This is a genomic window from Rhizobium sp. FG96 (assembly GCF_057808655.1).
The window spans coordinates 411,091-433,213 of sequence record NZ_JBMDIL010000001.1 but is presented as its reverse complement, the minus strand read 5'-3'; the positions used below and the strand labels follow the sequence as shown (position 1 = coordinate 433,213).

The window sequence follows — 22,123 nt, the reverse complement described above, 5'->3', positions numbered from 1 at the left end:
CTTCCGGCCTAGCCCGCGCCTGCAGCCGCCGCTGCGGCAAAGAACCCTTCCGGGCTCTCCACCTCCACCAGCCGCTTGCGCTCGATCTGCCAGAAGCGGTTTCCGGTGGCGCGCACGAAGCTGCGGTCGTGAGAAACGAGCAGGCAGCTTGCCTGATGCGCCATCAGCTCGCCCTCCAGCGCTTCCTGCCCATCGATGTCGAGATGGTTGGTCGGCTCGTCCAGCAGGTAGAAGTTCGGCTCCGTCAGCCGCAGAACCAGCATGCCAAGCCGCGCTTTCTGTCCGCCGGAGAGACGACCGAGTGGCTTCGACTGCATGTCGATCGTCATCCCTGCACCGGCGAGCAGGGCGCGTGCCCGCTGGTCGCCGATATCGAAGCGGCGGATGATCGTCTCCATCGGCGTATCGGCATCCCTGAGATCGGCCAGCGCCTGATCGGCATAGCCGAGCACCAGCGACGGCGTCGCCTTGATGCCGTCCTGCGCGGCCTCAGGATTGCCGATCGCCTTCCGCAGCATGGCGATGAAGCGCGATTTTCCCGCTCCATTCTCCCCAAGCAGCACGATCCGGTCGCCCTGGCAGATAAACTGCTTGCCGGTCTTGAACAGCACGGTTCCATCCGGTGTGCGGACCTCGGCATCCTCGAGGGTAACGAGCACCTTGGCATGGGTGCCGCGATTGCCGAGCTTGATGGCGCCTGCCGAGCGTTCCAGATGCGCGGGCCTTGCCGCGTCCTCCAGCTTCTCCGCCCGCTGCTTCAGCTGCTTGGTCTTGACCACCAGCAGGTCACTGCCGGAATTGACGCCGATATTGTGGAGCTTGGCCGCCTGCCTGCGCAGCTGATCGGCCGCCTTCATGTCGCGCTCGTAGCGCTTGGCATCGGCTGCGTCCGTCTCGTCGAGTGCTGCGCGTGCCTGCGAATAGGGCAGCGAAAAGAGCTGCGAATTCTCGGGCCGCAGGAACAGCGTGCGATTGCTGACGGCATCGAGAAAGGCGCGGTCATGGCTGGCAATGACGACGGCCGTGTCGCGCGGCAGGGCATTGAGCCAGGTCTCGAGCATGGCGATCTTGCCGAGATCGAGATGGTTGGTCGGCTCGTCCAGCATCAGCACATCGGGCTCGGTGACCGCGACGCGCGCCAGCATCGCCAGCCGCTGCCAGCCGCCGCTCAGCGCCGAGAGGGCACGGGTACGGAACTCCTCCGGCACCTCCAGCCCTTCAAGCGCGACATCGACGCGCCAGCTTTCGCTCTCCGCCTGTTCCGCGGGCAAGGCATCGAGCACCGCCTCGTAGAAGGAGAGGGGAAGGAGCGGGGCGGGCACATTCTGCTCGACATAGCCGATGGTCGCCCCGCGGGTGCGGGTGATCTCGCCTTCGGTCGCCTCCAGTGCGCCGGCCATGCAGCGAAACAGGGTGGATTTCCCCCGCCCGTTGGCGGCCACGAGGCCGATCCGGTCACCGGCGTTGACGGCGAGATTGAGCCTGGAAAACAGCGGCGACGACAAGGTGATGCCGAGATTGCGGATGTTGATGAGGGTCATGTCGGAAACTCTCTGGTCGGTCCGCGCGCCGGATTCATCGAGGGCATCAGGCCATCATCGATGAATGCGTCAGCGGCGGTGGATAGTTAATTGCAGCCGCAAACCACGGGGGTTCAGGCGCTGCATGCCACGAGGGGCAGACCAGGAAGATGTGTCTCGAGAAACGGTCTCTGGTCAGCCCTGCAAACGCATCTGCAGGGCGTTGACGGGGCCACGCTGCCGGTAATACCGGAAATAGAAATTCTGCACGTGACCCTCCTTTCTCTTTGAGCGCACGCCAATGAAATAGCATCGCGCCGCCCGCTTCGCAACTGTACGCTGCGGCTACCCCGGTCTTGCCGCCGCCGTCCCGCTCCTGTAAGCGCCGGTCTCATACTGACATTCATTGCAAGGAGAGCGGCCGATGGCAGCCGGTGACGACGATTACGTTTACGACGAAGCAACCGGCGAATGGCGCCCGGCATCCGAACTGGCGGCCGCCGCCGCTGCCGCCGCAGAAGTCCGCGACGCGTCAGGTAACGTGCTTCAGGACGGCGATTCCGTGACGCTGATCAAGGACCTGAAGGTCAAGGGCGCCGGCCAGACGCTGAAGCAGGGCACGGTGATCCGCTCGATCCGGCTGACGGATAATCCTGAGGAAATCGACTGCCGCCATGATGCGATCAAGGGGCTGGTGTTGCGGACGGAATTTGTGCGGAAGCGGTGAGGGGCGGGGCACCCCCCTCTGCCCTGCCGGGCATCTCCCCCACAAGGGGGGAGATCGGCCGTGGGCGCCGCTTCAACCGCCATCATTCCTCTGCTTGTCTAGCCACCGCGCGTCTACGCGGTGAATGACTCATATGCTTACTGAAGAAGTCTCCCGCGCCAGGGAGTGCGGGAGGGCCGTACTACCCAACGGTAAAGTGTCGCGAGCGAGCGCCCCTAGCCAATCTCCCCCCTTGTGGGGGAGATGCCCGGCAGGGCAGAGGGGGGGTAAACCCACCCGAAAACCCTACCGCTTCAAACTCCCCAAAATCCCCCGAACAAGCGCCCGGCCGACCTGCGTCGCAACCGTCCGCGCGACACTCTTCATCGCCGCTTCCACCACCGTCTCGCGCTGGTAGCCCGACGACCGCCCGCGGCCCTGACTGCTCTGCTTGTCGTCGTCACCGCCGCCGAAGCCCGGCAGGCTCCAGCCGGAGGTCGTTCCGGCTTCCGTCGGCTGGGCCTCCTGCGCCTGCTTGGCGGCCTCGGAATCGGCGGCCTTCTTGGCGCGGGCGGCGAGGATTTCGAAGGCGGATTCGCGGTCGACGTCTTCGTCATAGACGCCGAGGACAGGGCTGTGGTCCATCACCTGCTTGCGCTCCGCATCGGTGAGCGGGCCGACGCGGCCGGACGGCGGGCGGATCAGCGTGCGCTCGACGATCGACGGCGCGCCCTTGGCCTCCAGCGTCGAGACCAGCGCCTCGCCGGTGCCAAGCGTGGTGATGACGGTGGCGCAATCGAAGGCCGGGTTGGGGCGGAACGTATCGGCGGCGGTCTTCACCGCCTTCTGCTCGCGCGGCGAATAGGCGCGCAGGGCGTGCTGCACGCGGTTGCCGAGCTGGGCGAGCACGGTTTCCGGCACGTCGAGCGGGTTCTGCGTCACGAAATAGACGCCGACGCCCTTGGAGCGGATCAGGCGCACCACCTGTTCGACACGCTCGGTCAGAACCTTCGGCGCGTCGTTGAACAGCAGATGCGCCTCGTCGAAGAAGAACACCAGCTTCGGCTTGTCGGGGTCGCCGACTTCAGGCAGCTCCTCGAAGAGTTCGGAGAGTAGCCACAGCAGGAAGGTGGCGTAGAGCCTGGGGTTCATCATCAGCTTGTCGGCGGCCAGCACCGAGATCTGGCCGTAGCCACGATTGTCGGTGCGCATGATGTCGGAAATCTTCAGCGCCGGTTCGCCGAAGAAATGCTCGGCACCCTGCTGCTCGAGCACCAGCATGGCGCGCTGGATCGAGCCGACCGAGGCCTTGGAGATCAGGCCGAACTGGTTGGAAAGCTCGGTGGCGTTCTCGGCCATGTAGTTCAGCAGCGAGGAGAAATCCTTGAGGTCGAGCAGCGGCAGGCCGGCCTTGTCGGCGATCTTGAAGGCGATGTTGATGACGCCTTCCTGCGGCTCGGAGGCATCCATCAGCCGCGCCAGAAGCAGCGGCCCCATCTCGGCGATGGTGGTGCGCACGCGATGGCCTTTCTCGCCGAAGAGGTCCCAGAAGATGACCGGGAACTGATCGAACTCGTAATCGGTGAAGCCGATCTGCTCGGCGCGCTTGGTGAGGAAATCCTTGGCCTCGCCCTTGGCGGCGATGCCCGAAAGGTCGCCCTTGATGTCGCCGCAGAAGACGGGCACGCCGGCCTTCGAAAAGCCTTCGGCCAGCACCTGCAGCGTCACCGTCTTGCCCGTGCCGGTCGCCCCGGTGACGAGGCCGTGGCGATTGCCGAATTTCAGGTCCAGATATTCCGGCTTGTTGATGCTATCATCAGGATTGCGGCTGACGCCGATGAAAATCTTGCCGTCTTCAAGCATTGCCAATTCTCCCTTGGGCCAAGGCCGCCGCTAAAGCTGGAATGCGAAGATCAGCCGCATTCATTTTCCTATCTTGTACCTGTTATAAGCAGGGAGTGTGATGGCAGCAACTGTTTGCATTAAAAGCAATTCTGGACGATACGCGGTCCTGTCGAAGGCCGCTTGAGTTGCGGAAGAAGTTCGATTAACGTTGACGTTAACGTCAAATAACAGGAGGCTGACGATGAATGAAGTTGTGACCCAGATTGCCGACCGCGTAGGCATTGCGCCGGACCTCGCCGAAAAGGCGCTCGGCATGATGCTCGGTTTCCTGCAGCGCGAAGCCGATGACGGCCCGGTCGCCAAGATGATCGAAGCGATCCCCGGCGGCGCCGATCTTGTCGCCCAGTTCAACGGTGAAGGCGCCGGCGGCGGCGGCCTGCTCGGCGGCCTGATGAGCGCACTCGGTGGTGGCGGCGGGATCATGGGCCTCGGACAGCAGCTGATGAGCGAAGGCCTCGGCATGAGCGAGATCACCGCGCTCGCCAAGGAAACCATCGCCGTCGCCAAGCAATATGCCGGCGACGAGATCGTCGACCAGGTGGTGGCCTCGGTGCCGGGTCTCAGCCAGTTCGTCTGAGCTAGATTGCTTTCTTAAGATGAAAGCCTCGCGCATCGCGCGGGGCTTTTTTGTCTCTAGGGGAGTGCACGCGGCCCCCCTCATCGCCAGGGGGAAGGTGAAATCAGTGGGCGCGGCAGCGTCCCTTCTCCCCGCGGGGAGAAGGTGCCCGAAGGGCGGATGAGGGGGCTCCAGCCTCAGCGCCCACCGTCCCAGAACCCACCACCACGAACCACCGCTTAACACCCCGTTTCCAATCGCCCAAATTTGATCGAGCCGGCCCTCCGCCACCGCGGAACAAATCGCCCATTTCCACTGTTTCAGAGGCGATGATCACACCGAAGGATAACGATCATGCGTAAGCTCATTTCAGTGACATCCATAGTGCTTCTCATTGCAGCTCCGGCCTTCGCTCAGTCGAGCATGGGCGTCGATACCAACGGCCGTTTCGACGGCAGCCCGCCTCCCGGCACGTCGCCGGAATATGATGCCCAGCAGAGCGGTCTTGAAATCCCGCTCGACCCGATCGAAACCGGCACGATCACCATCGTCCGGCCGTCGCATTGGCAGGCGCCGTGCGAGCGCGAGAACACCCGCGCGACGCGCAGTGACGGCACCGTCAACGCCGCCTGCCCGGACCGTGCCAACTAGGCTGGTGGTCACTTAGAGCCCGAGCGGCCGCCCGCATTGTTGCGGGCGGGACTAGGTAGTTTGCGCTAGGCCAAGATCGCCCGCGGCTCCAGAAACGCCTCCAGTCCGAAGACCCCGAACTCGCGCCCGATCCCCGACTGCTTGAAGCCGCCGAAGGGTGCCAGCGGCTCGTGCGGCGCGCCGTTGATGACGACGCGGCCGGATTCCATCTGTTCGGCGACGCGTTTGGCGCGGGCCGGATCGCTGGAATGGACATAGGCCTGCAGGCCGTAGCTCGTGTCGTTGGCGATCCGGATGGCGTCTTCCTCGTCCCTGTAGGGAATGACCGAGAGAACCGGCCCGAAGATTTCCTCGCGGGCGATCCGCATGCCGTTATGAACATTGGCGAAGATCGTCGGGCGTACGAACCAGCCGCGCTCCAGCCCCTCCGGCCTGCCGGGACCGCCGATCAGCAGGTCGGCTCCTTCCTCTTCGCCGAGGCGGATATAGGATTGCACGCGGTCATACTGCTTCTGGCTCACCATCGGCCCGACCTTGACCTCTGGATCACTGGGATCACCTGTCTTGATCGCTTCGGCCCCGGCCTTCAGTCGCGGCAGGATCTCGGCCATCCGGCTTTCCGGCGCCAGAATGCGCGTGCCGGCGATGCAGGCCTGGCCGCTATTGGCGAGCCCCATCATCAGCACCGTCGGGATGGCGCTGTCGAGATCGGCATCGTCGAGAATGATGTTCGGCCCCTTGCCGCCGAGTTCCAGCGTCACCCGCTTCAGCGTCTCGGCGCCGGATCGCAGGATCTGCTTGCCGACGGCGGTGGAGCCGGTGAAGCTCACCTTGGCGATATCAGGATGCGCGCTGAACTCGGCGCCGACGACATCGCCGCGGCCGTTGACAATGTTGAACACGCCCTTCGGCAGTCCCGCTTCGTGCAGGCATTCGGTGATCAGCTGCGTCTGGATGGCGCTCATCTCGCTCGGCTTGATGACCACGGTGCAGCCGGCGGCGAGCGCCGTGGCGAGCTTGGCGCAGATGAAGCCGTAATTGCTGTTCCATGGCGTGATCGCTGCCACGACGCCGAGCGGCTGCATGGTCACCTCGGCGCGACCGATCACGCGGCTGAAATCGTAGGTTTCCAGCACCTCGGCCATCTTCAGAAAGGCGGAAGCGGCGTAGGGAACGGAGAAGCCGGTGAAATATTGCGGCGCTCCATATTCTTCGGCCATCGCGGCCGTCATCTCCTCGGCACGGGCCGAAACAGCCGCTGCCAGCCGCTGCAGCATGTCGATCCGCTCCGCCTTGCCGGTGCGCGAAAACGCCGGGAAGGCGTGCCTGGCGGCGGCGATCGCGGCGCGTGCATCCTCGCGGTCGCCAAGCCGGACGGTGCCGATCTTCTCCTCGGTCGAGGGGTTGAAGAGTTCGGCGATCTCCTCGCCATGCGGCGTCACGAAGGCGCCGTCGATATAGATCTCGGTGATGTTGCGCATCGCTTTTCTCCTGTCTGCGATACGCCCTATCTGGCATCGGCCGATTGCTCTGATAAGCTGTCGAATAAAGGACGAGCTGATAAGGAAATCCGGACAATGATGCGCGGCACACTGGCGGAGCTGGAAGCGGTGGTGACTGTGGCGGCAAAGGGCGGCTTCCGCGCTGCCGCCCGCGAGCTTGGGATATCCTCCTCGGCGCTCAGCCAGCAGATCGCCGCGCTCGAGGCCCGGCTCGGCGTGCGCCTGTTCAATCGCACCACCCGCAGCGTCACGCTTTCATCTGCGGGCGAGCAGTTCGTCGCCGAGATCACCCCGGCGCTGACGGCCATCCGCAATGCCATCGATCTCACCGATGAGCACCGCTCGGAACCCTCTGGCTTGCTGCGCATCAACACATCGGTCGGCGCCGCCCGCATGGTGCTGGCGCCGCTGGCGCTTGAATATCTCAGGCGCTATCCCCGCATGCAGCTGGAAATTGTCACCGAGGGCGCGCTGGTCGATATCAACGCCCAGGGCTTCGACGCCGGCATCCGAATTCTCGAAGCCGTACCCCCTGATATGATCTCGGTGCCGATCAACCGCCTGATCCGCCCCGCCATCGTCGGCTCGCCCGCCTATTTCAGCACCCGCCCACAGCCGAAAACCCCGGCCGACCTCGAAACCCATCGCTGCATCCGCGCCCGCATGGCCAGCGGCACCATCTACCGCTGGGAATTCGAAAGGCGCGGCGACGCCTTTACCATGGACGTGCCCGGCAATCTCATCCTCGACGAAAGCGACCTCATCCTGCGCGCCGCCCGCGAAGGCGCGGGCCTCGCCTATCTCAGCGAATGGCAGGTCGGCGAAGATTTAGCCGCCGGCCGCCTGATCCGCGTGCTCGAGGACTGGACGGCGCCCTATCCCGGCTTGTGCCTCTACTATCCCGGCAGGCGGCATATTCCGGCGAAGCTGAGGGCGTTTGTGGAGGTGGTGAGGGAGATGCGGTGGGATTGAGGGGACACGGCGGAGTGAGCGCCGTGGCCTCAGCGGCTAGTCCAGCGCAGCGCCCGGTGGCGATAGTTTGGTGGGTACTCTTACCAGGGCGACCAACTTCGAGATCACAACGGGAAGATATCTCATTGCCAGCTTCTGCGCCTCGCCGATCACGCCACAGCCGATCGCGGTGATCAGCATCACGGGGATGAAAGAGCTGATATTCAGCATACCCAACTTCGCGATGTAATAGGCAACGACGATGATGATCGTCTGGTGGACCACGTAGTAGGTCATCATCGACCTGTTCAGGAAGGCGATCACCGGGTTGGGGCGATTGGCGATCCTGGCCGCAAATCCCAGCAGCGCCAGTATGGCGCACCATTGGAAGATCGATCTGACGATCCGCATCGGGATGACGAGGCTATCCGGCCGATAGTCCTGCGGAACAGCGATAACGACCGTGGCGATGATGAGGAACGACAGGATGGCAAGGCCGCCGCTCACCCATCGTTGCCGGTCGACCTCACGCCAGAACGACGGCTCGTTCATTAGCAGCGAGCCCGCCAGAAACATCGAGAAATAGACGATATGCGCGTAGAAGTCGGTGTTGAGGACCAGCGTCTCGCCGAAGATCGGGTAGAGCCAGACCCTGAGGACGGAAAGGAAGATGATCGGGATCAGCAGCAGCTTCCTGCCCCGGAGCAGGTTTGCAAAGGCGGCCGGTAGGTTCGGCAAAAATCGCTGGACGCATGGCCATAGCAGCGACCACAGGAACATGTAGATCCAGAGATAGGCCAGGAACCACAGGTGTTCGAACCTCAGCCCGGACACGATGTACGCTTTCCAGAATTCCCAGTAAGACAGGTCGGGAAAGGGATTGTGCTGCGATAAATAGAATTGCGGGGGGACGATCAGCAAGACGCCCAGCACAAACGGCAGTAGCAATTGCCGCGTGCGCGCCGTGCGAACCTCGCTGATCGACCTGTTGCGCAGCAGCGACTGCGTGACGAGGCCCGAGATGAAGAAAAGCAGACTCATCCGCCACGGATGGGAACCCGCCGCAATGAGATCGATGAGGCGGCTACCATCACTTGCGTTGAGCAGCCATGTTCGCGTGCCGTATGCGAGGCTCGTATGATAGATAATAAGTGTACCGAAGCATAAAACGCGCAACGCATCGAGATCGTGGCGCCGCCCGCTCAGTTTGATGTCCGTCATGATGTTTTGCCCCAACCAAGGCAATACAATCATAAGATTGTTTAACGGACGTTAATTTTTCTTCTCTGGTTGCATTAGCTATTCGCGAACGGCAATCTTTATTGCCGCCGGAAAACCCGCATAGAGCCGGTGTTCAGCCCGGCCCGGACGTCCCATCTCCTCTGCCGAGATCGGCAGATGGAGGAGTGGCGATTGCCTTTTCCTTGAAATACCGGGAAACGACTGATCGCAGCATCCTGGCATCTTCAGGTGAAATTTGACGCGGCTTGAAGGTGACATCCGCCACCTCGCGTTTCGAGAAATAGCCGTAGAACATCAGCGCCGAGAGATAGCTGCCATAGATCGACGGATGGTTGCAGTCGTCGTAGAGGGTGAAAGATTGCGGACGGCTCTGCAGGTCTTCCCAGATAAGGCCGACATTGACGAGGTCGACCCCGGTCAATGCGGCCAGACGCGCATGCTGCTCCTGGATGTTGCGGTGCATGTTGGCATAGCCCGAAGGCGAAACGCCGACTGCCGATTTCGGCATGCCTTGATTGTCCTTGCACTGATCGGTGTAGCGCCAGGTGACGAACATCGCCGGCGTGGACCCTTTCGCCTGCGCTTCCCGGATCAGATCGGCGGCGACCTCCCATGTCCGGCCGGCGCGCTCGGCGCTGTACTGGTCGCTGCTCAGGACCTGCAGGACGACATGGTCCCAGCGCTGCGCCAGCAAAGCCTGCGTATTCGGGTCGTCCATATGCGTTTCCAGGCCGACGCCCGGCTCAGCGTCCATGACGACCTGCAGCATGTTGGGATAGCCGGCAGAGTCGGCGATCGAGCGCACCATGCCGGGCATATTGTGATAGAACGTCCGGCTGTTGCCGATAAACAGCGCGGTCTCGCGCGGCCTCTTGTCGAAGAAGTCCACCGTATCGCGCACATAGCCGTTGAACGGCGGCAAATACAGGAGCGATCCGATCAAAATCGCTGACAGAACACCTGCCCGGGCGAATTTAAACAACTGCGGCCTCACACAATCGTGGCAATCCCGCATGAGGTAACCATCGATATGTAAAGGATAAGTTGAACAAACGAGGCGGTTTTTAGTGCTTCGCTTTGCAACCTTCGGAAACCAATCGCCGATGTCTGGATTGACAGTTCATCGCGCGAGCCGCCACTATCTCACCCTGTTGGGACATTTGTCATGATCGAAGCGACGAAGCGCGACGCCTTCATCGATGTATGTAGGGGTATCGCGATCCTGATGGTGATCACGATACACGTTGGTCTCTCCCTTGGCGGACTGCCGCCTTTGATGGCGGCCCTGACTCAACTCGGCCAGCTAGGCGTGCAGCTTTTCTTTGTCGCGTCGGCCTATACCCTATGCGAAAGCGCCAGCCGCCGGACCTTTCACAGGGGCTGGGTCTTTGGATTCTTTGTTCGAAGGTGGTTCAGGATCGCGCCCCTCTATTATCTCGCGATACCCTTATACTTCGCAGTTTCAGCGGCGATGGCTCGCCTGGGCACCCCTGCGATAGAAGCCTACACTTTGCCGGCCGTGGCAGCCAACATTGCCTTCGTGCACGGTTTCGTCCCGTCCGCGAATAACAACATTGTGCCCGGGGGATGGTCGATCGGAACGGAGATGGCGTTTTATGTGACCTTCCCGTTGTTGTTCTGGTCTCTGTCTCGATTGGAAAGCGACCGGGCGCGAGGCGCTCTTGCACTCTTCGCGGCGGTCGTGGGGTCCGCGGTCAGCTTATCGGTGGCAAGCCTCTTGCTAGGTGCCGTGCCGGTGCAGAACAACAGTTTCTATTTCTACAATTTACTCAATCAGATGCCGGTCTTTCTCACCGGCATTGCAGCGTATTGGTGGCGAGATGAGCCTGCAGCAAGCAATGCCGCGCTGACCTCCGTCATATCAATGGGATCACTTGGCTGCGGGTTGGCTCTCTTTTATTCGGATTTTCTACTCGCATTCGAGATGCTCCCGATCGTCGTAGGAGTCGCTTTTGCATCGATGGTCCTTGCACTGCGGTCGATCGGTGCGGGGTCTCTGATCCTCGAGTACATCGGCGTGCGCTCATTCTCGATCTACATCTTCCACTTCCTGCTTGTTCCTCAAGCGTCGAAGCTGTTTCAAATCATAGCCATTACCGTCTTTCCACTTTCAACGCCGGTGATCTTCATCCTGGCATGGATAACGGCAGTCATCGCAGCAACGTCTCTAGCGACCATGACGGAGACGAGTATCGAACGTCCATTCATAAAGCTGGGCAGCAAGATTGCCAAATTCGTTGAGCGCCGCGAGGTCGCTGCCTAATCCAGCACTTGTGATCCAACGGGCAAGTCCGGAACGATCCAGCGAAATGGCAACATCTGACCCTCAGGCGGGAGGAGCCACCCTTTCAAACAAATGCTCGTAAACCATCACCAGCCCCCGCTCATCCACCCTGAGATCGGCCTCGAACCCAATCGATAACCCGAGATCCACGTAGCGCACGCGCCCCGGTCCCTGCCTGTCATAGCGTTGCTTCGAGCGGGTGACGGTCATGGCCGGGCCGTCGATGAAGGCGGTGTCGAGGGGGAGGGTACTGCCCGGTGTTTCCGGCGTGCGGCGGATCGGGAAGGTGTTGCAGAAGGGGGTGACGGAGAGGTCGGGTTCGTCTGCGCCGTCGAGATCGGGGCGGGGCAGGCCGTCGACTTCCCAGCCGCCGGGCACGCGCTCCAGCGTCAGCTTCCTGTGGTCGCGGCCGTTCCAGCGCTCGACGGTGACCGATTGCGCGCTCCAGCCGCCGTCGAGCCGCCAGTGGTGGTCGAGGCGGAAGCCGCCGTCTTCGAGACAGAGAACGGTCGACGATGCCGTCACGCTCTCGGCACCGACGCTGAGCGTCAGGCGCTCGAACCCTTCGACATCGGTGCGGCGCCAGAACAGAACTGAAGTCTGCATGCGAATGCCTCCCTTTTTGGCGCGCGTACGCGCATTGCGGAGGCGGGCAAAGGGGGCGTCAGCCGGGCTCCGGGTCTTTTTGGTTTTGGACCGATCGGCATTCAGCCATGCTGGATGACTGTCGACTGGTCCTGAGGAAACCTAGCATTTCTGCCGTGCTGGTTGAACCGTGCGGTTAGGTCTTCTTGGCGATCGCGCCGATATCGTGCCAGTGGCGGTTGTCGCGCTCGATAAGCTCGTCGGCGCAGGCGGGTCCCATCGTGCCCGGCGTATAGGCTTCAGGCTCGCCTTCCTTGGCCCAGAGATCGAGGAAGGGCTGGACGGCGGCCCAGCCGGCCTCGATGCCGTCGGCGCGCTGGAACAGCGTCTGGTCGCCGATCATCAGGTCGTAGATCAGCGACTCGTAGCCGGTCATCTTGCCGATATCGAACTTGTCGGCGTAGCGGAAATCGAGCGACACCGGCACTGTATCGACGGAGAGGCCGGGCGACTTGATGGAGATTTCCATGCTCATGCCCTCATCCGGCTGTACCTGGATGATCAGCCGGTTCGGAGGCAGGCGGCGGTTGACCTCGGTCTCGCGGAACTGCGCGAAGGGCACCGGCTGGAAGGTGACGACGATCTCGGTATCGCGCGCCGTCATCGCCTTGCCGGTCCTGAGATAGAAGGGCACGCCCGCCCAGCGCCACGTATCGGCATAGAGTTTCAGAGCCACGAAGGTCTCGGTCTTGCTATTCGGCGCCACCTGCGGCGTGTCGTGATAGGCGGTGATATCGGCGCCGTTGAGCTTGCCCGCGGTATAGACGCCGCGCACGCCATGGGTCTTCGCCTCCTCGGGCGTATAGACGCGCAGGGCCTTCAAAACCTTGCTCTTCTCGTTGCGGATCGCCTCGGCGTCAAAGCTGTTCGGTGGCTCCATGGCGATCATCGCCAGCAGCTGGAAGAGGTGGTTCGGCACCATGTCGCGCAGCGCGCCGGTCGCGTCGTAGAACGCGCCGCGCGTGCCGACATCGACGATCTCGGCGGCGGTGATCTGCACGTTGTCGATATAGCGGTTGTTCCACAGCGCCTCGATCATCATGTTGGCAAAGCGCGCCGTCATCAGGTTCTGCACCGTTTCCTTGCCGAGGAAATGGTCGAGCCGGTAAACTTGGCTTTCCGCCACCTTGGAGAGGATCTGCGCATTCAGCGCCTTGGCCGAGGCGAGATCGGTGCCGAAAGGCTTTTCGATGGCGATGCGGCGGAAGCAATTCTCGCCTTCGCCGGTCAGCTTGTTCGCCGCCAGGCGCTCGACGATCTCGCCGAAGAAGCGCGGTGGCACGGCGAGATAGAAGGCGGCATTGCCATTGAGACGCTTGCCGATCTCGCCATAGATCTCGTCCTTGGTGAAATCGCCGGCGAGATAGGAGATGCGCTTGCGCAGCCTCAGCCACGCCTCGTCCTTGGAAAGCGGCTGGTCGCTGCCGAGACCGGCGAGAAAGTCGTCCAGCTTGCCGCGCAGCATCTCGTCATCGCCCTGGTCGATGCCGATGCCGAGAATGTGCAAGTCGTCGCCGACAAGGCCGCTGCGCGTCAGGTTGATGATCGCGGGAATGAGCAGGCGCCGCGTCAGGTCGCCCGTGGCGCCGAAGATGACAAGCGTTGCGGGCGGGGTAGGCACGGCATCGGTCATGGCGTCTCGCTCCTTGGCTGGTCAGGCGAATATAAGCGGCCCTACGGCGCGGGCAAGCGGGGCGGCGTGACGCAGACGCCGCCACCCGCCGTTAGGCTCAGCCCTCCTGCGGCGCTGGCGCCAGAATACCCTGTTCGACGGCGAGCGCGATCAGCTGGGCGCTGAGATCGCCGAGCGTATCGGAAGCCATGCCGATCGGCTGCATGCGGCGCTCGACGCTTTTGGCCGTTATGCCGCCCGCGCTCCAGGTGCCGCCTTCGGTGAAGAAATTGTGCAGCAGCGGCTGCAGCCGGTCCATGGCATTGGCGAAGCGGGATTCGGCTGAAGCCTTCGCTTCGAACTCGTCCCACAGCGCCCGGAATTCTTTCGCCTGATCTTCCGGCAGCAGCGCGAAAATCCGCTCGGCGGCCTTCAGTTCGCGTTCGGCCTGGCTGGCGGCCAGTACGGTGTCGTAGGCGAAGGTATCGCCGGCATCGATCTCGACGATGTCGTGGATCAGCAGCATCTTGAGCACGCGGACGAGCTCGACCTTCTCGCGCGAATGCTCCGAAAGCACCATCGCCATCAGCGCCAGCTGCCAGGTGTGCTCGGCATCGTTTTCGACCCGCGAGCGATCGAGAAGCAGCGTCCGGCGCAGCACCGTCTTCAGCTTCTCGACTTCGAGGATGAAGGCAATCTGCTGGCTGAGGCGGCGATTGCCGAGAAAGCTTTCCAGATGGTCGGCGGTGGGGCTGGGCATGTCGAACTCCTTGGGCTGCAGGCGGGATGCTCCGGGCGGGCGAGGCCACCGGCCTATCACCGAAGCCATGCGAGCGCCATATCGCCATCGCCGCCTGAAGCCGCATCCGGACTGGAGAAATTCGAGGCGGCCCTTATGTCTTGAGGCAATGGCAAGCGAATGGGAGAAAACGCATCATGGCCAAGAACACCATCTGCCTCTGGTACAACGGAGATGCCGAGGAGGCTGCCGGCTTCTACGCGGCGACCTTTCCCGACAGCGCCGTGACCGCCGTGGTCCGCGCGCCGGGCAATTATCCGGATGGCAAGGAGGGCGATGTCCTGGTCGTCGAGTTCACTGTCGCCGGCATTGACTGCATCGGCCTCAACGGCGGACCGGCCTTCAAGCACAGCGAGGCCTTTTCCTTCCAGATTGCCACCGAGGACCAGGAAGAGACCGATCGCTACTGGAACGCGATCGTCGGCAATGGGGGGAAGGAAAGCGATTGCGGCTGGTGCAAGGATAAATGGGGCCTGTCGTGGCAGATCACGCCGCGGGCGCTGAGCGAAGCGCTGAAGGCAAACCCGGCGGAAGCCAAGCGCGCCTTCGATGCGATGATGACGATGCAGAAGATCGATATCGCCAAGATCGAGGCGGCGCGGCGGGGGTAGGGTGCTATTCCTCCGCCTCGGGCGGCCACTGCCGGGAGGTGTGGACAAGCGCGAGGATCCAGACGGCGTTCTGCGCGATTTCATAGACGATGCGGTAGCTGCGATGCGGAATAGGCTCCCGCGTACCCTCGATGAGGCCTGGCTTCCCGGAACGTGGGAAGTCCGTCAGGCGCGTAATCGCTTCGGCAAACCGTTCGTCGATCGAAATGGCGGCGTTGATGTTCTCGGCGGCCAGGTGCTGGAAGATCGTCAGGCGGTCGAGCTCGGCCTGCGGCGTCCAGAGGATTCTCATCGCGCGGCTTTTTGAACTGCCTTGCGCATGTTGCTGAACAGCGCCTCCACCTCGGAGGATGGCCGGCCCTCGCCGGCGGCTACGAATTTCCGTGCACGATCGACCTTCTTCTGCAGGAAATCGGCATAGCCAGCGTCGTCACCCTGCTGGTCCACGAACTCCTGCACCAACTCGGCTATCAGTTCCTCCGGCTCGCGCCGCGCGGATTTCGCAGCATTCAGAAATGCGTCGGAGAGGTCAGTATCGAGTTCGAATTGAAATGCGCTGCGCTTTGCCATCGAAGTCTCCTGGCGGCCGGTTTCGAGTATAGCTCACGCCAGCCGCCGGGCAAGCGCCCCCTAAGCCTTCACCGCCACCATGAAGATCCGCGGGAAGCGCAGCAGCACGCGGCCATCGGCCATTTTCGGATGGGCCTTTTCGATACGCGTCAGGTAATCTGCCAGGAAGGCCGCCCGATGCTCCTCACCCGCCTGCGCGAGATAGGGCATCAGTCCGGTGCCTTTCAGCCATTCGACGATCGCAGCCGCATCGGCCATCGGGTGGTTGTAGATCGTGTGCCAGATATCCACACGCGCAGCCTTGGGGGAGAGGCGGCTGTAATAGGTCGATGCCGGCGGCAGCGGGTTGCGGCGGACGCTCTTCTTTTCGAAATTGGCCTTCCACGGCCCGGCATGGGCGGTTTCTTCCATCGCAAGATGCGTCGGCTCCGCGAGATTATCGGGCATCTGCACCGCGAGTACGCCGCCCGGCGCCAGGCCATCCATCAGGCGCTCGAAGATGTCGAGGTGATTGGGCAGCCACTGGAAGACGGCGTTGGCAAACAGCAGGTCGGGCTGGCCGGAGGGCTGCCAGGCCGAGAGATCGGCTTTGTCGAAGCGGGTCTGCGGCAGCCGCTTGCGGGCGGCTTCCAGCATGTTGTCGTCGCTGTCGAGGCCGGAAACGTTCTCGACGCCGTAGCGGTCGATGATCAGCTCCGTCGAATTGCCGGGTCCGCAGCCGAGGTCGATGGCGTTCTTGACGGATGCCAGCGGCACCTGCGCCAGAAGATCGCGCGCCGGGCGCGTCCGTTCATCCTCGAATTTGACGTATTGGCTGGCAGACCATGCCATGGGGAACCTCCTGCTTGGCTTTCTCTCTGCGGATCGCCGGCTGGCGCGCCGCGGCTCTTCTCTATCAGCAAATCACCGGGGCTTATATGCGCTGCCTGATGACATCCCGGTGAACTGGAATGAAAAAGGCGCCTGCAATGAGGCGCCTTTTCAAGGGTTTATGCGGCACGGATGGTTGTGCCGTCGCTGTTTGCGGCAGTCTCGATCCGTTGGATCGGGCCGGGCAATGCGGGCGTCTCGCCTGCGGTGACCAGAGCCTCGCCGCTGGCGCTGTCGATGGTGGCGGAAAACACCGCCTCGGCGCTATCGGGATTGGCATAGCCATAGGCCTGATGCGCGCCGATCGAAACGATATCGCCTGCGAGTGCGGCAATCTCTTGGCGCCGTCCATCGGCCATCCGCCAGATCGACAGGCGTCCCTCGATGATGCGCAGCACCTGCGGGCTGTCGATCACATCTGGCGTGGCGCTGCCGCCGGCCGGAACGGTAACGTCGACGATGCTCAGCCAGGAGCCCTGCAGCCGGACCTGCCGCTCGATGCGGTCGCCGGCCACGAAATAGACCTTCGCGCCCGTCTGCGCCAAAGTCTTAACACTGGAGTTGGACATTAACGTCCCTTTCATTCTTTTTCTTACGGCACGCCCGTTAGACCTTCGCGGCGCGTTTGGCAACGGCCGAGATGTCGCGTGATACGGTCGCGAAGCGATCGGCGATCTCGGCGAGCGCCGTTCTCTGGACCGTCTCGGCCGGGATTACGCCGCCCAGCGGGTCGGGCAGATCGCGTGTTGCCGTCGCCGAGGCGATGACCGTCGACTTCAAGCCGAGATCGAGTGCCGCGCGCGCCGTGGCGCCGACGCACATGTGGGTCATGAAGCCGGTGAGCACAAGTTCGCTCCTGCCGGTTTCCCTGGCTATGCCGGTCAGGACGGCATGGAGGTCCGTTCCGGCAAAGGCATTCGGCAGCGTCTTTTCGACCACGCGTTCGCCGTTGACGGGCGCCAGCGCCGCAATGATTTCGGCGCCGTGCGAGCTGGGGTCAAAGAGCCAGCTTCCCGCTCCCGACTTATGGATGACATGAACGACGGGAACGCCGTTTTCGCGCGCCAGATCGAGCAGGTGGCGGATTTCGGCGACGGCCGCTTCCACGCCGGTGAGCGGCAGGCTTCCGTCGACATAGTCGTTCTGCGCGTCGATCACCACGATGACGGCTTTCTGCCAGTCGGCGGCTTCGGCGGTGGCGCCGCTGCGCTGAAGAAGGGTGAGGGGAGCCATGGATCTATCTCCTGTTTCGGTTGGCAGCGCAGGAATAGCGGCTTCCGTCATGAGCGAATATTCGCTATTTAAGCGCAATGACTGAGCAGAAACGCACAGATATCGACTGGGAAGACCTGCGCTTCTTTGCGGCGCTCGCTCGCCATGGCAGCCTGTCGGCGGCGGCCCGCGCGCTCAAGGTCAATCACGCCACCGTCGCCCGCCGCATATCGGCGCTGGAAATGACGCTCGGCGTCCAGCTCTTCGAGCGCCGCCCGGATGGATATGTCCTGACCGTGCAGGGGCAGTCGATATCGGCGGAGACGACGTCGATGGCGACCGCGGCCTCCGTCATCCGCGATCGGCTCGTGTCGCCGGAGGGGCCGAGCGGGCGCGTGCGGTTGACGACCATCCGCTCGGTTGCCGATCTGCTTCTGGCGCCGCATCTCGGCAAAATCCTCGATGGGCTTCCAGGCATCGAGCTTGAGATTCTGACCGATGTCCGCGTCCATAGTCTTGCGCATCGCGAAGCCGATATCGCGCTGCGGCTCGGCCGCCCTGCGGATAGCGATCTCACCGGCAAGCGTGTCGCAACGATTACCCACGGCTTCTATGCCAGCGAGGCGGTGGCTGCCCGCTGGAGGAGTGGCGAAGCCGTGCCGTTGATCGGATTCGACCTCGACAGCGACCTGCTGATCGCCGAAGCCCGCTGGCTGGAGACCCACCATGCGCGCCATCCCTATTCGGTGCGCTCCGGCAGCGCCATCACCCAGGCCGTCGCCGCCGCGGGCGGCATGGGTGTCGCGATGCTCCAGCGGTTCCAGGCACGGCAATATCCCTCGCTCGTCGAGATCGATTTCGGTGCCGTTATGCCTGACCGCGAACTCTGGATGCTGGCGCCGCCCGGCCTCAGGGACGTGCCGAGGGTCAGCGCCATCTGGGAACGTCTCTCGGCGCTGTTCGCGGGTATGGCGACCCTCTAGATCTTCTTCTCCGTCTTGATGCGGCCTACCACCGCGTCGAGCACGGCGCCGTTGTCGGCGATGAACCGTTCGGCCACGGTCCTCAACTGCTCGATATTCGTGGCGCTGGCATCGTCGAGATCGTCATTGGCGCCCTGCAGCCTCCCGTCGATGCGGAAATAGGCGAGTGTTTCGGGCTTGGCAAAGCTCATGTCGGTGGAGCCCTCGGCGTTCAGCTTGGCACCCTTCGGGTTCAGCAGCTTGTTGGCCTGATAGGCTGCCGTGCTCGCCTGTCCCTGCATCAGCACGGAGATCAGCGGCGTGCCGTTCTGCGGGTTGATCCAGCCGAAGGCGCCCCAGTCCTTGGCCTGCTGATAGGGGATCTTGCGGTTCTGCCGCCCGGTGCCGAGCGAGAGCACGACGAAACTGTCGCTCGCCGCCTGCCAGAGCTTGCGGGCCTCGACATAGGCGGCCAGAACCGGATCGTTGGCGAAGACGCCGCCATCGATCAGCGGGATCTTCCGCTGCTCGTCGCCGGCGGGTTTTGCCAGGTTCTCGACCAGCGCCGGCTCGAAATAGGTGGGTGCCGCGGAGGAGCCGCGCGCTGCTTCCCAGAAGCGGAACTTGGCATTCTCCATATCGCAATTGGTCATGAACACCGCTTCGCGCTGCTGGATGTCGTAGGCGGTGATCAGCACCTTCGTCAGCCCGTCGGCGATCAGTGTGTTGGCGCCGAGCCGCGCCTGCAGCTTTTCTTCCAGCGTCGCCGCGCTGTAGCGTTCTTCCTGCCAGCCGCCGATATTGATGATCCGCGAGATCAGTTTCGAGTAGAAGATATCCTTGCCTTCGTCCGCATAGAGCTTGACGAGATCACCGGGCGTGCAGGCGGCGGTCTTCTTGTTCTTCGGGTTCGGGCAGGTGAGCCCTGCCGCGATGATGCCGCCGGTCGAGGTGCCGCCGATCAGGTCAAAAACCTCGTGCATCGCCGGCCCCTTCAGGCGCCTGGCGAGCTCCTCGATGATGATTGCTGGAATGAGGCCGCGAATGCCGCCGCCATCGATCGACAGGATGAATCGAACTGTCATGGTCCCCTCCACGCCGGAGTCATTCCGGGCGAGCGGGATTATGCCTCATGTATTATAAATTGCAATTCGACTAAATACACCAATAAATAGTTAACGATTGCGCCTCGACTGTCCCGATCCCGAACATTCCAAGAGGCCAATCAGAATTGGGTGATGACGCTGATGCCGAGCCCTTCGGAGCGCTCCATTGCCACCAGCGCCGGAACTCCCTCCTCGAGGCTGATGCGCTTGCCGATCAGCTTCTGAGGCGCGATCTTGCCGGCCGAAAGCATGGAGAGCATCGCGTCGTAGCGCCAGGCCTGCATGCCGTGGCTGCCATAGATCTCCAGCTCGTGGCCGATCACCTGCGCCATCGGGATCTGCGGCGTCGAGTGATCGCCGAGCATCAGGCCAATCTGCACATGGCGCCCGCGGCGGCGCAGGTTCTTGATCGAGTTGAAGCAGGTGACGGGATGGCCGAGCGCGTCGATCGAGACATGCGCACCACCCTTTGTGATCTCGCGTACCGCTTCCGGGACGTCGCCGACGGTCGCCGCATTGATCGTCGCCACCGCGCCGCATTCGCGGGCAAACGCGAGCTTCTCGTCGGAGATGTCGATGGCAACAGGATTGGCGCCGAGCGCCGCGGCAATCATGATCGCCGAGAGGCCGACGCCGCCGCAGCCGTGGATGGCGATCCATTCGCCGGGGCCGGTGCGCGCCTGGTCCGCCACGGCGCGGAACGAGGTGGCGAAGCGGCAGCCGAGGCTCGCGGCGGTCGCATCGTCGATCTCCTCGGGCAGATGCACGAGATTGGTCTCGGCATAATCGATCGCCACATATTCGGCGAACGAACCCCAATGGGTGAAGCCAGGCTGGAACTGGTTGGGGCAGACCTGCTGGTTGCCCGAATGGCACTCGCCGCAATGGCCGCAGCCGGAAACGAAGGGTACGGTGACGCGGTCGCCGACCTTGAAGCGCATCACGCCCTTGCCGGTCGCCACCACCTTGCCGGCAAGCTCGTGGCCCGGCACATGCGGCAGGCGGATGTCAGGGTCGTGACCCATCCAGCCGTGCCAGTCGCTGCGGCAGAGCCCGGTGGCGCCGACGGCGATGACGACGCCGTCTTCCGAAGGCGAGGGATCGGCCACGGTGCGGATCTCCGGTGTCTTGCCGAAGGCGTCGTAATACATGGCTTTCATCGGGCTCTCCTTTGTCTGCGATTCCGCCCGTATCATCGCACGCGGACGCGACAGGATTCCATCATTTTTGCTGATAGACCCATCGCATCCGCGTGAAGCGCGGCGATGGATTGTTGCGGCTTGTGATGCGCCCGCGTCATTTTCTTGCGTCCGGTTTTGGCGCGCCAGTTTCTCCTTGACCCTGCCAACGGGGAAGGATTTTGCTGCTGCAACTTGTTTGAGGAGAAGAAAAATGGCCGTCAACACAGCGCCCCGCTCGACCACATGGACCTATGTCGATGGCGAATGGCTTTCCGGCAACCCGCCGCTGATCGGCCCGACCTCGCATGCGATGTGGCTCGCCTCCACCGTCTTCGACGGCGCCCGCTGGTTCGATGGCATCGCCCCGGATCTCGACCAGCACTGCCAGCGCATCAACCGCTCGGCGCTCAACATGGGCCTGAAGCCGACCAAGACGCCGGAGGAGATCGAGGCGCTGGCCTGGGAAGGCATCAAGAAGTTCGACGGCAAGACGCCGATCTACATCAAGCCGATGTACTGGGCAGAGCACGGCGCCCCCTTTAGCGTGGTTACCGCCGATCCTGAATCGACCCGCTTTGTCCTCTGCCTGTTCGAAGCGCCGATGGGCGGTCATGGCGGCTCGTCGCTGACCGTTTCGCCCTTCCGCCGCCCGACGCCCGAAACGGCGATGACCGACGCCAAGGCCGGCTCGCTCTACCCGAATTCCGGCCGCGCCATCGCCGAGGCCCGCTCGCGCGGCTTCGACAATGCGCTGATGCGCGACACCAACGGCAATGTCGTCGAAACAGCATCCTCGAATGTCTTCATGGTCAAGGACGGCGTGGTCTTCACCCCCGTCGCCAACCGCACCTTCCTCGCCGGCATCACCCGCGCCCGCGTCATGGGCCTGTTGCGCCAGGCCGGTTTCGAGGTGCGCGAGGCAACGCTCTCCGTCGAAGACTTCATGGGTGCCGACGAAATCTTCACCTCCGGCAACTACTCCAAGGTCGTCGGCGTCAACCGCCTGGATGGCCGCGATTTCCAGGAAGGCCCGGTCACCCGCAAGGCGCTCGAGCTTTATATGAACTGGGCTTATGGGCGGACTGCAAGCGGGGAGTGACATCTCTTCTCCCTCATTCCTGTGCTTGTCACAGGCATCCAGCCACCGCGCGTCTACGCGGTGAATGACTCATATGCCTAGTCAGTAAGTCTTCCGCGCCCCAAGACTGGGGCGCACT

General features: G+C 62.9%; 23 protein-coding genes. 8 read left to right on the top strand and 15 right to left on the bottom strand.

The window, feature by feature from the left end; all coding sequences use genetic code 11:
- Positions 1–8: 8 nt before the first annotated feature.
- On the bottom strand, positions 9–1,541 hold the full coding sequence (locus tag ACODR6_RS02310) for an ABC-F family ATP-binding cassette domain-containing protein (protein ID WP_489020467.1): 1,533 nt from the start codon (positions 1,539–1,541) through the stop codon (positions 9–11).
- A gap of 403 nt (positions 1,542–1,944) precedes the next feature.
- On the opposite strand from ACODR6_RS02310, the gene ACODR6_RS02305 reads away from it, so the two are divergent.
- On the top strand, positions 1,945–2,247 hold the full coding sequence (locus tag ACODR6_RS02305) for an alkylphosphonate utilization protein (protein ID WP_112714957.1): 303 nt from the start codon (positions 1,945–1,947) through the stop codon (positions 2,245–2,247).
- 285 nt (positions 2,248–2,532) lie between these two features.
- Here the strand turns inward: ACODR6_RS02305 and ACODR6_RS02300 are convergent, their stop codons facing one another.
- A complete protein-coding gene (locus tag ACODR6_RS02300) occupies positions 2,533–4,089 on the bottom strand; it encodes a helicase HerA-like C-terminal domain-containing protein (protein ID WP_489020465.1) in 1,557 nt (518 codons plus the stop codon).
- A gap of 223 nt (positions 4,090–4,312) precedes the next feature.
- Between ACODR6_RS02300 and ACODR6_RS02295 the strand changes: the two genes are divergently transcribed.
- On the top strand, positions 4,313–4,708 hold the full coding sequence (locus ACODR6_RS02295; protein ID WP_413712157.1) for a hypothetical protein: 396 nt from the start codon (positions 4,313–4,315) through the stop codon (positions 4,706–4,708).
- A 333-nt stretch (positions 4,709–5,041) separates the two neighbouring features.
- Positions 5,042–5,338, top strand: a complete 297-nt coding sequence (locus ACODR6_RS02290) for a hypothetical protein (protein WP_112714963.1) — start codon at positions 5,042–5,044, stop codon at positions 5,336–5,338.
- A 65-nt stretch (positions 5,339–5,403) separates the two neighbouring features.
- Here the strand turns inward: ACODR6_RS02290 and ACODR6_RS02285 are convergent, their stop codons facing one another.
- A complete protein-coding gene (locus tag ACODR6_RS02285) occupies positions 5,404–6,819 on the bottom strand; it encodes an aldehyde dehydrogenase family protein (RefSeq protein WP_489020462.1) in 1,416 nt (471 codons plus the stop codon).
- Positions 6,820–6,918: 99 nt separating this feature from the next.
- Here ACODR6_RS02285 and ACODR6_RS02280 point away from each other — a divergent pair, with 99 nt between their 5' ends.
- Positions 6,919–7,812, top strand: a complete 894-nt coding sequence (locus tag ACODR6_RS02280; RefSeq protein ID WP_489020709.1) for a LysR family transcriptional regulator — start codon at positions 6,919–6,921, stop codon at positions 7,810–7,812.
- A 36-nt stretch (positions 7,813–7,848) separates the two neighbouring features.
- Here the strand turns inward: ACODR6_RS02280 and ACODR6_RS02275 are convergent, their stop codons facing one another.
- Positions 7,849–9,012 (bottom strand): acyltransferase family protein, encoded by a 1,164-nt coding sequence (locus ACODR6_RS02275; RefSeq protein ID WP_489020461.1) that lies wholly within the window; start codon positions 9,010–9,012, stop codon positions 7,849–7,851.
- A gap of 133 nt (positions 9,013–9,145) precedes the next feature.
- Positions 9,146–9,955, bottom strand: a complete 810-nt coding sequence (locus tag ACODR6_RS02270) for a hypothetical protein (RefSeq protein WP_489020459.1) — start codon at positions 9,953–9,955, stop codon at positions 9,146–9,148.
- A 243-nt stretch (positions 9,956–10,198) separates the two neighbouring features.
- On the opposite strand from ACODR6_RS02270, the gene ACODR6_RS02265 reads away from it, so the two are divergent.
- The gene (locus ACODR6_RS02265; protein WP_489020457.1) at positions 10,199–11,317 is read left to right on the top strand and encodes an acyltransferase family protein; all 1,119 of its coding nucleotides are present in this window, start codon (positions 10,199–10,201) and stop codon (positions 11,315–11,317) included.
- 63 nt (positions 11,318–11,380) lie between these two features.
- Here ACODR6_RS02265 and ACODR6_RS02260 read toward each other — a convergent pair whose 3' ends face one another.
- From ACODR6_RS02260 to ACODR6_RS02250, 3 genes are all read right to left on the bottom strand, one after another.
- The gene (locus ACODR6_RS02260; RefSeq protein WP_489020455.1) at positions 11,381–11,944 is read right to left on the bottom strand and encodes a putative glycolipid-binding domain-containing protein; all 564 of its coding nucleotides are present in this window, start codon (positions 11,942–11,944) and stop codon (positions 11,381–11,383) included.
- A gap of 175 nt (positions 11,945–12,119) precedes the next feature.
- Entirely contained in the window at positions 12,120–13,616 is a 1,497-nt protein-coding gene (gene zwf, locus ACODR6_RS02255; RefSeq protein ID WP_489020453.1) for a glucose-6-phosphate dehydrogenase, read from the bottom strand.
- A gap of 97 nt (positions 13,617–13,713) precedes the next feature.
- A complete protein-coding gene (locus tag ACODR6_RS02250) occupies positions 13,714–14,355 on the bottom strand; it encodes an HD domain-containing protein (RefSeq protein WP_489020451.1) in 642 nt (213 codons plus the stop codon).
- Between the two features lie 176 nt (positions 14,356–14,531).
- Here ACODR6_RS02250 and ACODR6_RS02245 point away from each other — a divergent pair, with 176 nt between their 5' ends.
- Positions 14,532–15,005, top strand: a complete 474-nt coding sequence (locus tag ACODR6_RS02245) for a VOC family protein (RefSeq protein ID WP_112714983.1) — start codon at positions 14,532–14,534, stop codon at positions 15,003–15,005.
- Between the two features lie 4 nt (positions 15,006–15,009).
- Here ACODR6_RS02245 and ACODR6_RS02240 read toward each other — a convergent pair whose 3' ends face one another.
- The 5 genes from ACODR6_RS02240 to ACODR6_RS02220 all read right to left on the bottom strand — a co-directional run bounded on the left by ACODR6_RS02240 (position 15,010) and on the right by ACODR6_RS02220 (position 17,678).
- Complete coding sequence (locus ACODR6_RS02240; RefSeq protein ID WP_489020449.1) at positions 15,010–15,297, bottom strand: type II toxin-antitoxin system RelE/ParE family toxin; 288 nt, start codon at positions 15,295–15,297, stop codon at positions 15,010–15,012.
- Positions 15,294–15,575: a hypothetical protein gene (locus ACODR6_RS02235; RefSeq protein WP_489020447.1), complete on the bottom strand. Its 282-nt coding sequence runs from the start codon at positions 15,573–15,575 to the stop codon at positions 15,294–15,296. Before ACODR6_RS02235 ends, ACODR6_RS02240 begins: the two co-directional genes overlap by 4 nt.
- A 60-nt stretch (positions 15,576–15,635) precedes the next feature.
- The gene (gene tam, locus ACODR6_RS02230; RefSeq protein WP_489020445.1) at positions 15,636–16,406 is read right to left on the bottom strand and encodes a trans-aconitate 2-methyltransferase; all 771 of its coding nucleotides are present in this window, start codon (positions 16,404–16,406) and stop codon (positions 15,636–15,638) included.
- Between the two features lie 158 nt (positions 16,407–16,564).
- Positions 16,565–17,014 carry a cupin domain-containing protein gene (locus tag ACODR6_RS02225; RefSeq protein ID WP_489020443.1) on the bottom strand — a complete coding sequence of 150 codons (450 nt, stop codon included), beginning with the start codon at positions 17,012–17,014 and terminating at the stop codon, positions 16,565–16,567.
- 37 nt (positions 17,015–17,051) lie between these two features.
- Positions 17,052–17,678: a cysteine hydrolase family protein gene (locus ACODR6_RS02220; RefSeq protein WP_489020441.1), complete on the bottom strand. Its 627-nt coding sequence runs from the start codon at positions 17,676–17,678 to the stop codon at positions 17,052–17,054.
- Positions 17,679–17,755: 77 nt separating this feature from the next.
- Between ACODR6_RS02220 and ACODR6_RS02215 the strand changes: the two genes are divergently transcribed.
- Positions 17,756–18,640, top strand: coding sequence for a LysR family transcriptional regulator (locus ACODR6_RS02215; protein WP_413712174.1), 885 nt, complete (start codon positions 17,756–17,758; stop codon positions 18,638–18,640).
- Here ACODR6_RS02215 and ACODR6_RS02210 read toward each other — a convergent pair.
- Both ACODR6_RS02210 and ACODR6_RS02205 read right to left on the bottom strand, forming a co-directional pair.
- Positions 18,637–19,704 carry a patatin-like phospholipase family protein gene (locus ACODR6_RS02210; protein WP_489020439.1) on the bottom strand — a complete coding sequence of 356 codons (1,068 nt, stop codon included), beginning with the start codon at positions 19,702–19,704 and terminating at the stop codon, positions 18,637–18,639. The genes ACODR6_RS02215 and ACODR6_RS02210 overlap by 4 nt on opposite strands.
- A 140-nt stretch (positions 19,705–19,844) precedes the next feature.
- On the bottom strand, positions 19,845–20,885 hold the full coding sequence (locus tag ACODR6_RS02205) for a zinc-dependent alcohol dehydrogenase family protein (RefSeq protein WP_130280729.1): 1,041 nt from the start codon (positions 20,883–20,885) through the stop codon (positions 19,845–19,847).
- Between the two features lie 232 nt (positions 20,886–21,117).
- Between ACODR6_RS02205 and ACODR6_RS02200 the strand changes: the two genes are divergently transcribed.
- The gene (locus ACODR6_RS02200; RefSeq protein WP_130280731.1) at positions 21,118–22,005 is read left to right on the top strand and encodes a branched-chain amino acid aminotransferase; all 888 of its coding nucleotides are present in this window, start codon (positions 21,118–21,120) and stop codon (positions 22,003–22,005) included.
- Positions 22,006–22,123: the final 118 nt, after the last annotated feature.

Coding starts and splice junctions, on each gene's coding strand:
- tam (WP_489020445.1), bottom strand. CDS start 16,406: ATGGCATGGTCTGCCAGCCAATACGTCAAATTCGAGGATGAACGGACG.
- ACODR6_RS02240 (WP_489020449.1), bottom strand. CDS start 15,297: ATGAGAATCCTCTGGACGCCGCAGGCCGAGCTCGACCGCCTGACGATC.
- zwf (WP_489020453.1), bottom strand. CDS start 13,616: ATGACCGATGCCGTGCCTACCCCGCCCGCAACGCTTGTCATCTTCGGC.
- ACODR6_RS02305 (WP_112714957.1), top strand. CDS start 1,945: ATGGCAGCCGGTGACGACGATTACGTTTACGACGAAGCAACCGGCGAA.
- ACODR6_RS02245 (WP_112714983.1), top strand. CDS start 14,532: ATGGCCAAGAACACCATCTGCCTCTGGTACAACGGAGATGCCGAGGAG.
- ACODR6_RS02260 (WP_489020455.1), bottom strand. CDS start 11,944: ATGCAGACTTCAGTTCTGTTCTGGCGCCGCACCGATGTCGAAGGGTTC.
- ACODR6_RS02210 (WP_489020439.1), bottom strand. CDS start 19,704: ATGACAGTTCGATTCATCCTGTCGATCGATGGCGGCGGCATTCGCGGC.
- ACODR6_RS02300 (WP_489020465.1), bottom strand. CDS start 4,089: ATGCTTGAAGACGGCAAGATTTTCATCGGCGTCAGCCGCAATCCTGAT.
- ACODR6_RS02225 (WP_489020443.1), bottom strand. CDS start 17,014: ATGTCCAACTCCAGTGTTAAGACTTTGGCGCAGACGGGCGCGAAGGTC.
- ACODR6_RS02285 (WP_489020462.1), bottom strand. CDS start 6,819: ATGCGCAACATCACCGAGATCTATATCGACGGCGCCTTCGTGACGCCG.
- ACODR6_RS02220 (WP_489020441.1), bottom strand. CDS start 17,678: ATGGCTCCCCTCACCCTTCTTCAGCGCAGCGGCGCCACCGCCGAAGCC.
- ACODR6_RS02265 (WP_489020457.1), top strand. CDS start 10,199: ATGATCGAAGCGACGAAGCGCGACGCCTTCATCGATGTATGTAGGGGT.
- ACODR6_RS02275 (WP_489020461.1), bottom strand. CDS start 9,012: ATGACGGACATCAAACTGAGCGGGCGGCGCCACGATCTCGATGCGTTG.
- ACODR6_RS02295 (WP_413712157.1), top strand. CDS start 4,313: ATGAATGAAGTTGTGACCCAGATTGCCGACCGCGTAGGCATTGCGCCG.
- ACODR6_RS02250 (WP_489020451.1), bottom strand. CDS start 14,355: ATGCCCAGCCCCACCGCCGACCATCTGGAAAGCTTTCTCGGCAATCGC.
- ACODR6_RS02205 (WP_130280729.1), bottom strand. CDS start 20,885: ATGAAAGCCATGTATTACGACGCCTTCGGCAAGACACCGGAGATCCGC.
- ACODR6_RS02310 (WP_489020467.1), bottom strand. CDS start 1,541: ATGACCCTCATCAACATCCGCAATCTCGGCATCACCTTGTCGTCGCCG.
- ACODR6_RS02290 (WP_112714963.1), top strand. CDS start 5,042: ATGCGTAAGCTCATTTCAGTGACATCCATAGTGCTTCTCATTGCAGCT.
- ACODR6_RS02235 (WP_489020447.1), bottom strand. CDS start 15,575: ATGGCAAAGCGCAGCGCATTTCAATTCGAACTCGATACTGACCTCTCC.
- ACODR6_RS02200 (WP_130280731.1), top strand. CDS start 21,118: ATGGCCGTCAACACAGCGCCCCGCTCGACCACATGGACCTATGTCGAT.
- ACODR6_RS02280 (WP_489020709.1), top strand. CDS start 6,919: ATGCGCGGCACACTGGCGGAGCTGGAAGCGGTGGTGACTGTGGCGGCA.
- ACODR6_RS02215 (WP_413712174.1), top strand. CDS start 17,756: ATGACTGAGCAGAAACGCACAGATATCGACTGGGAAGACCTGCGCTTC.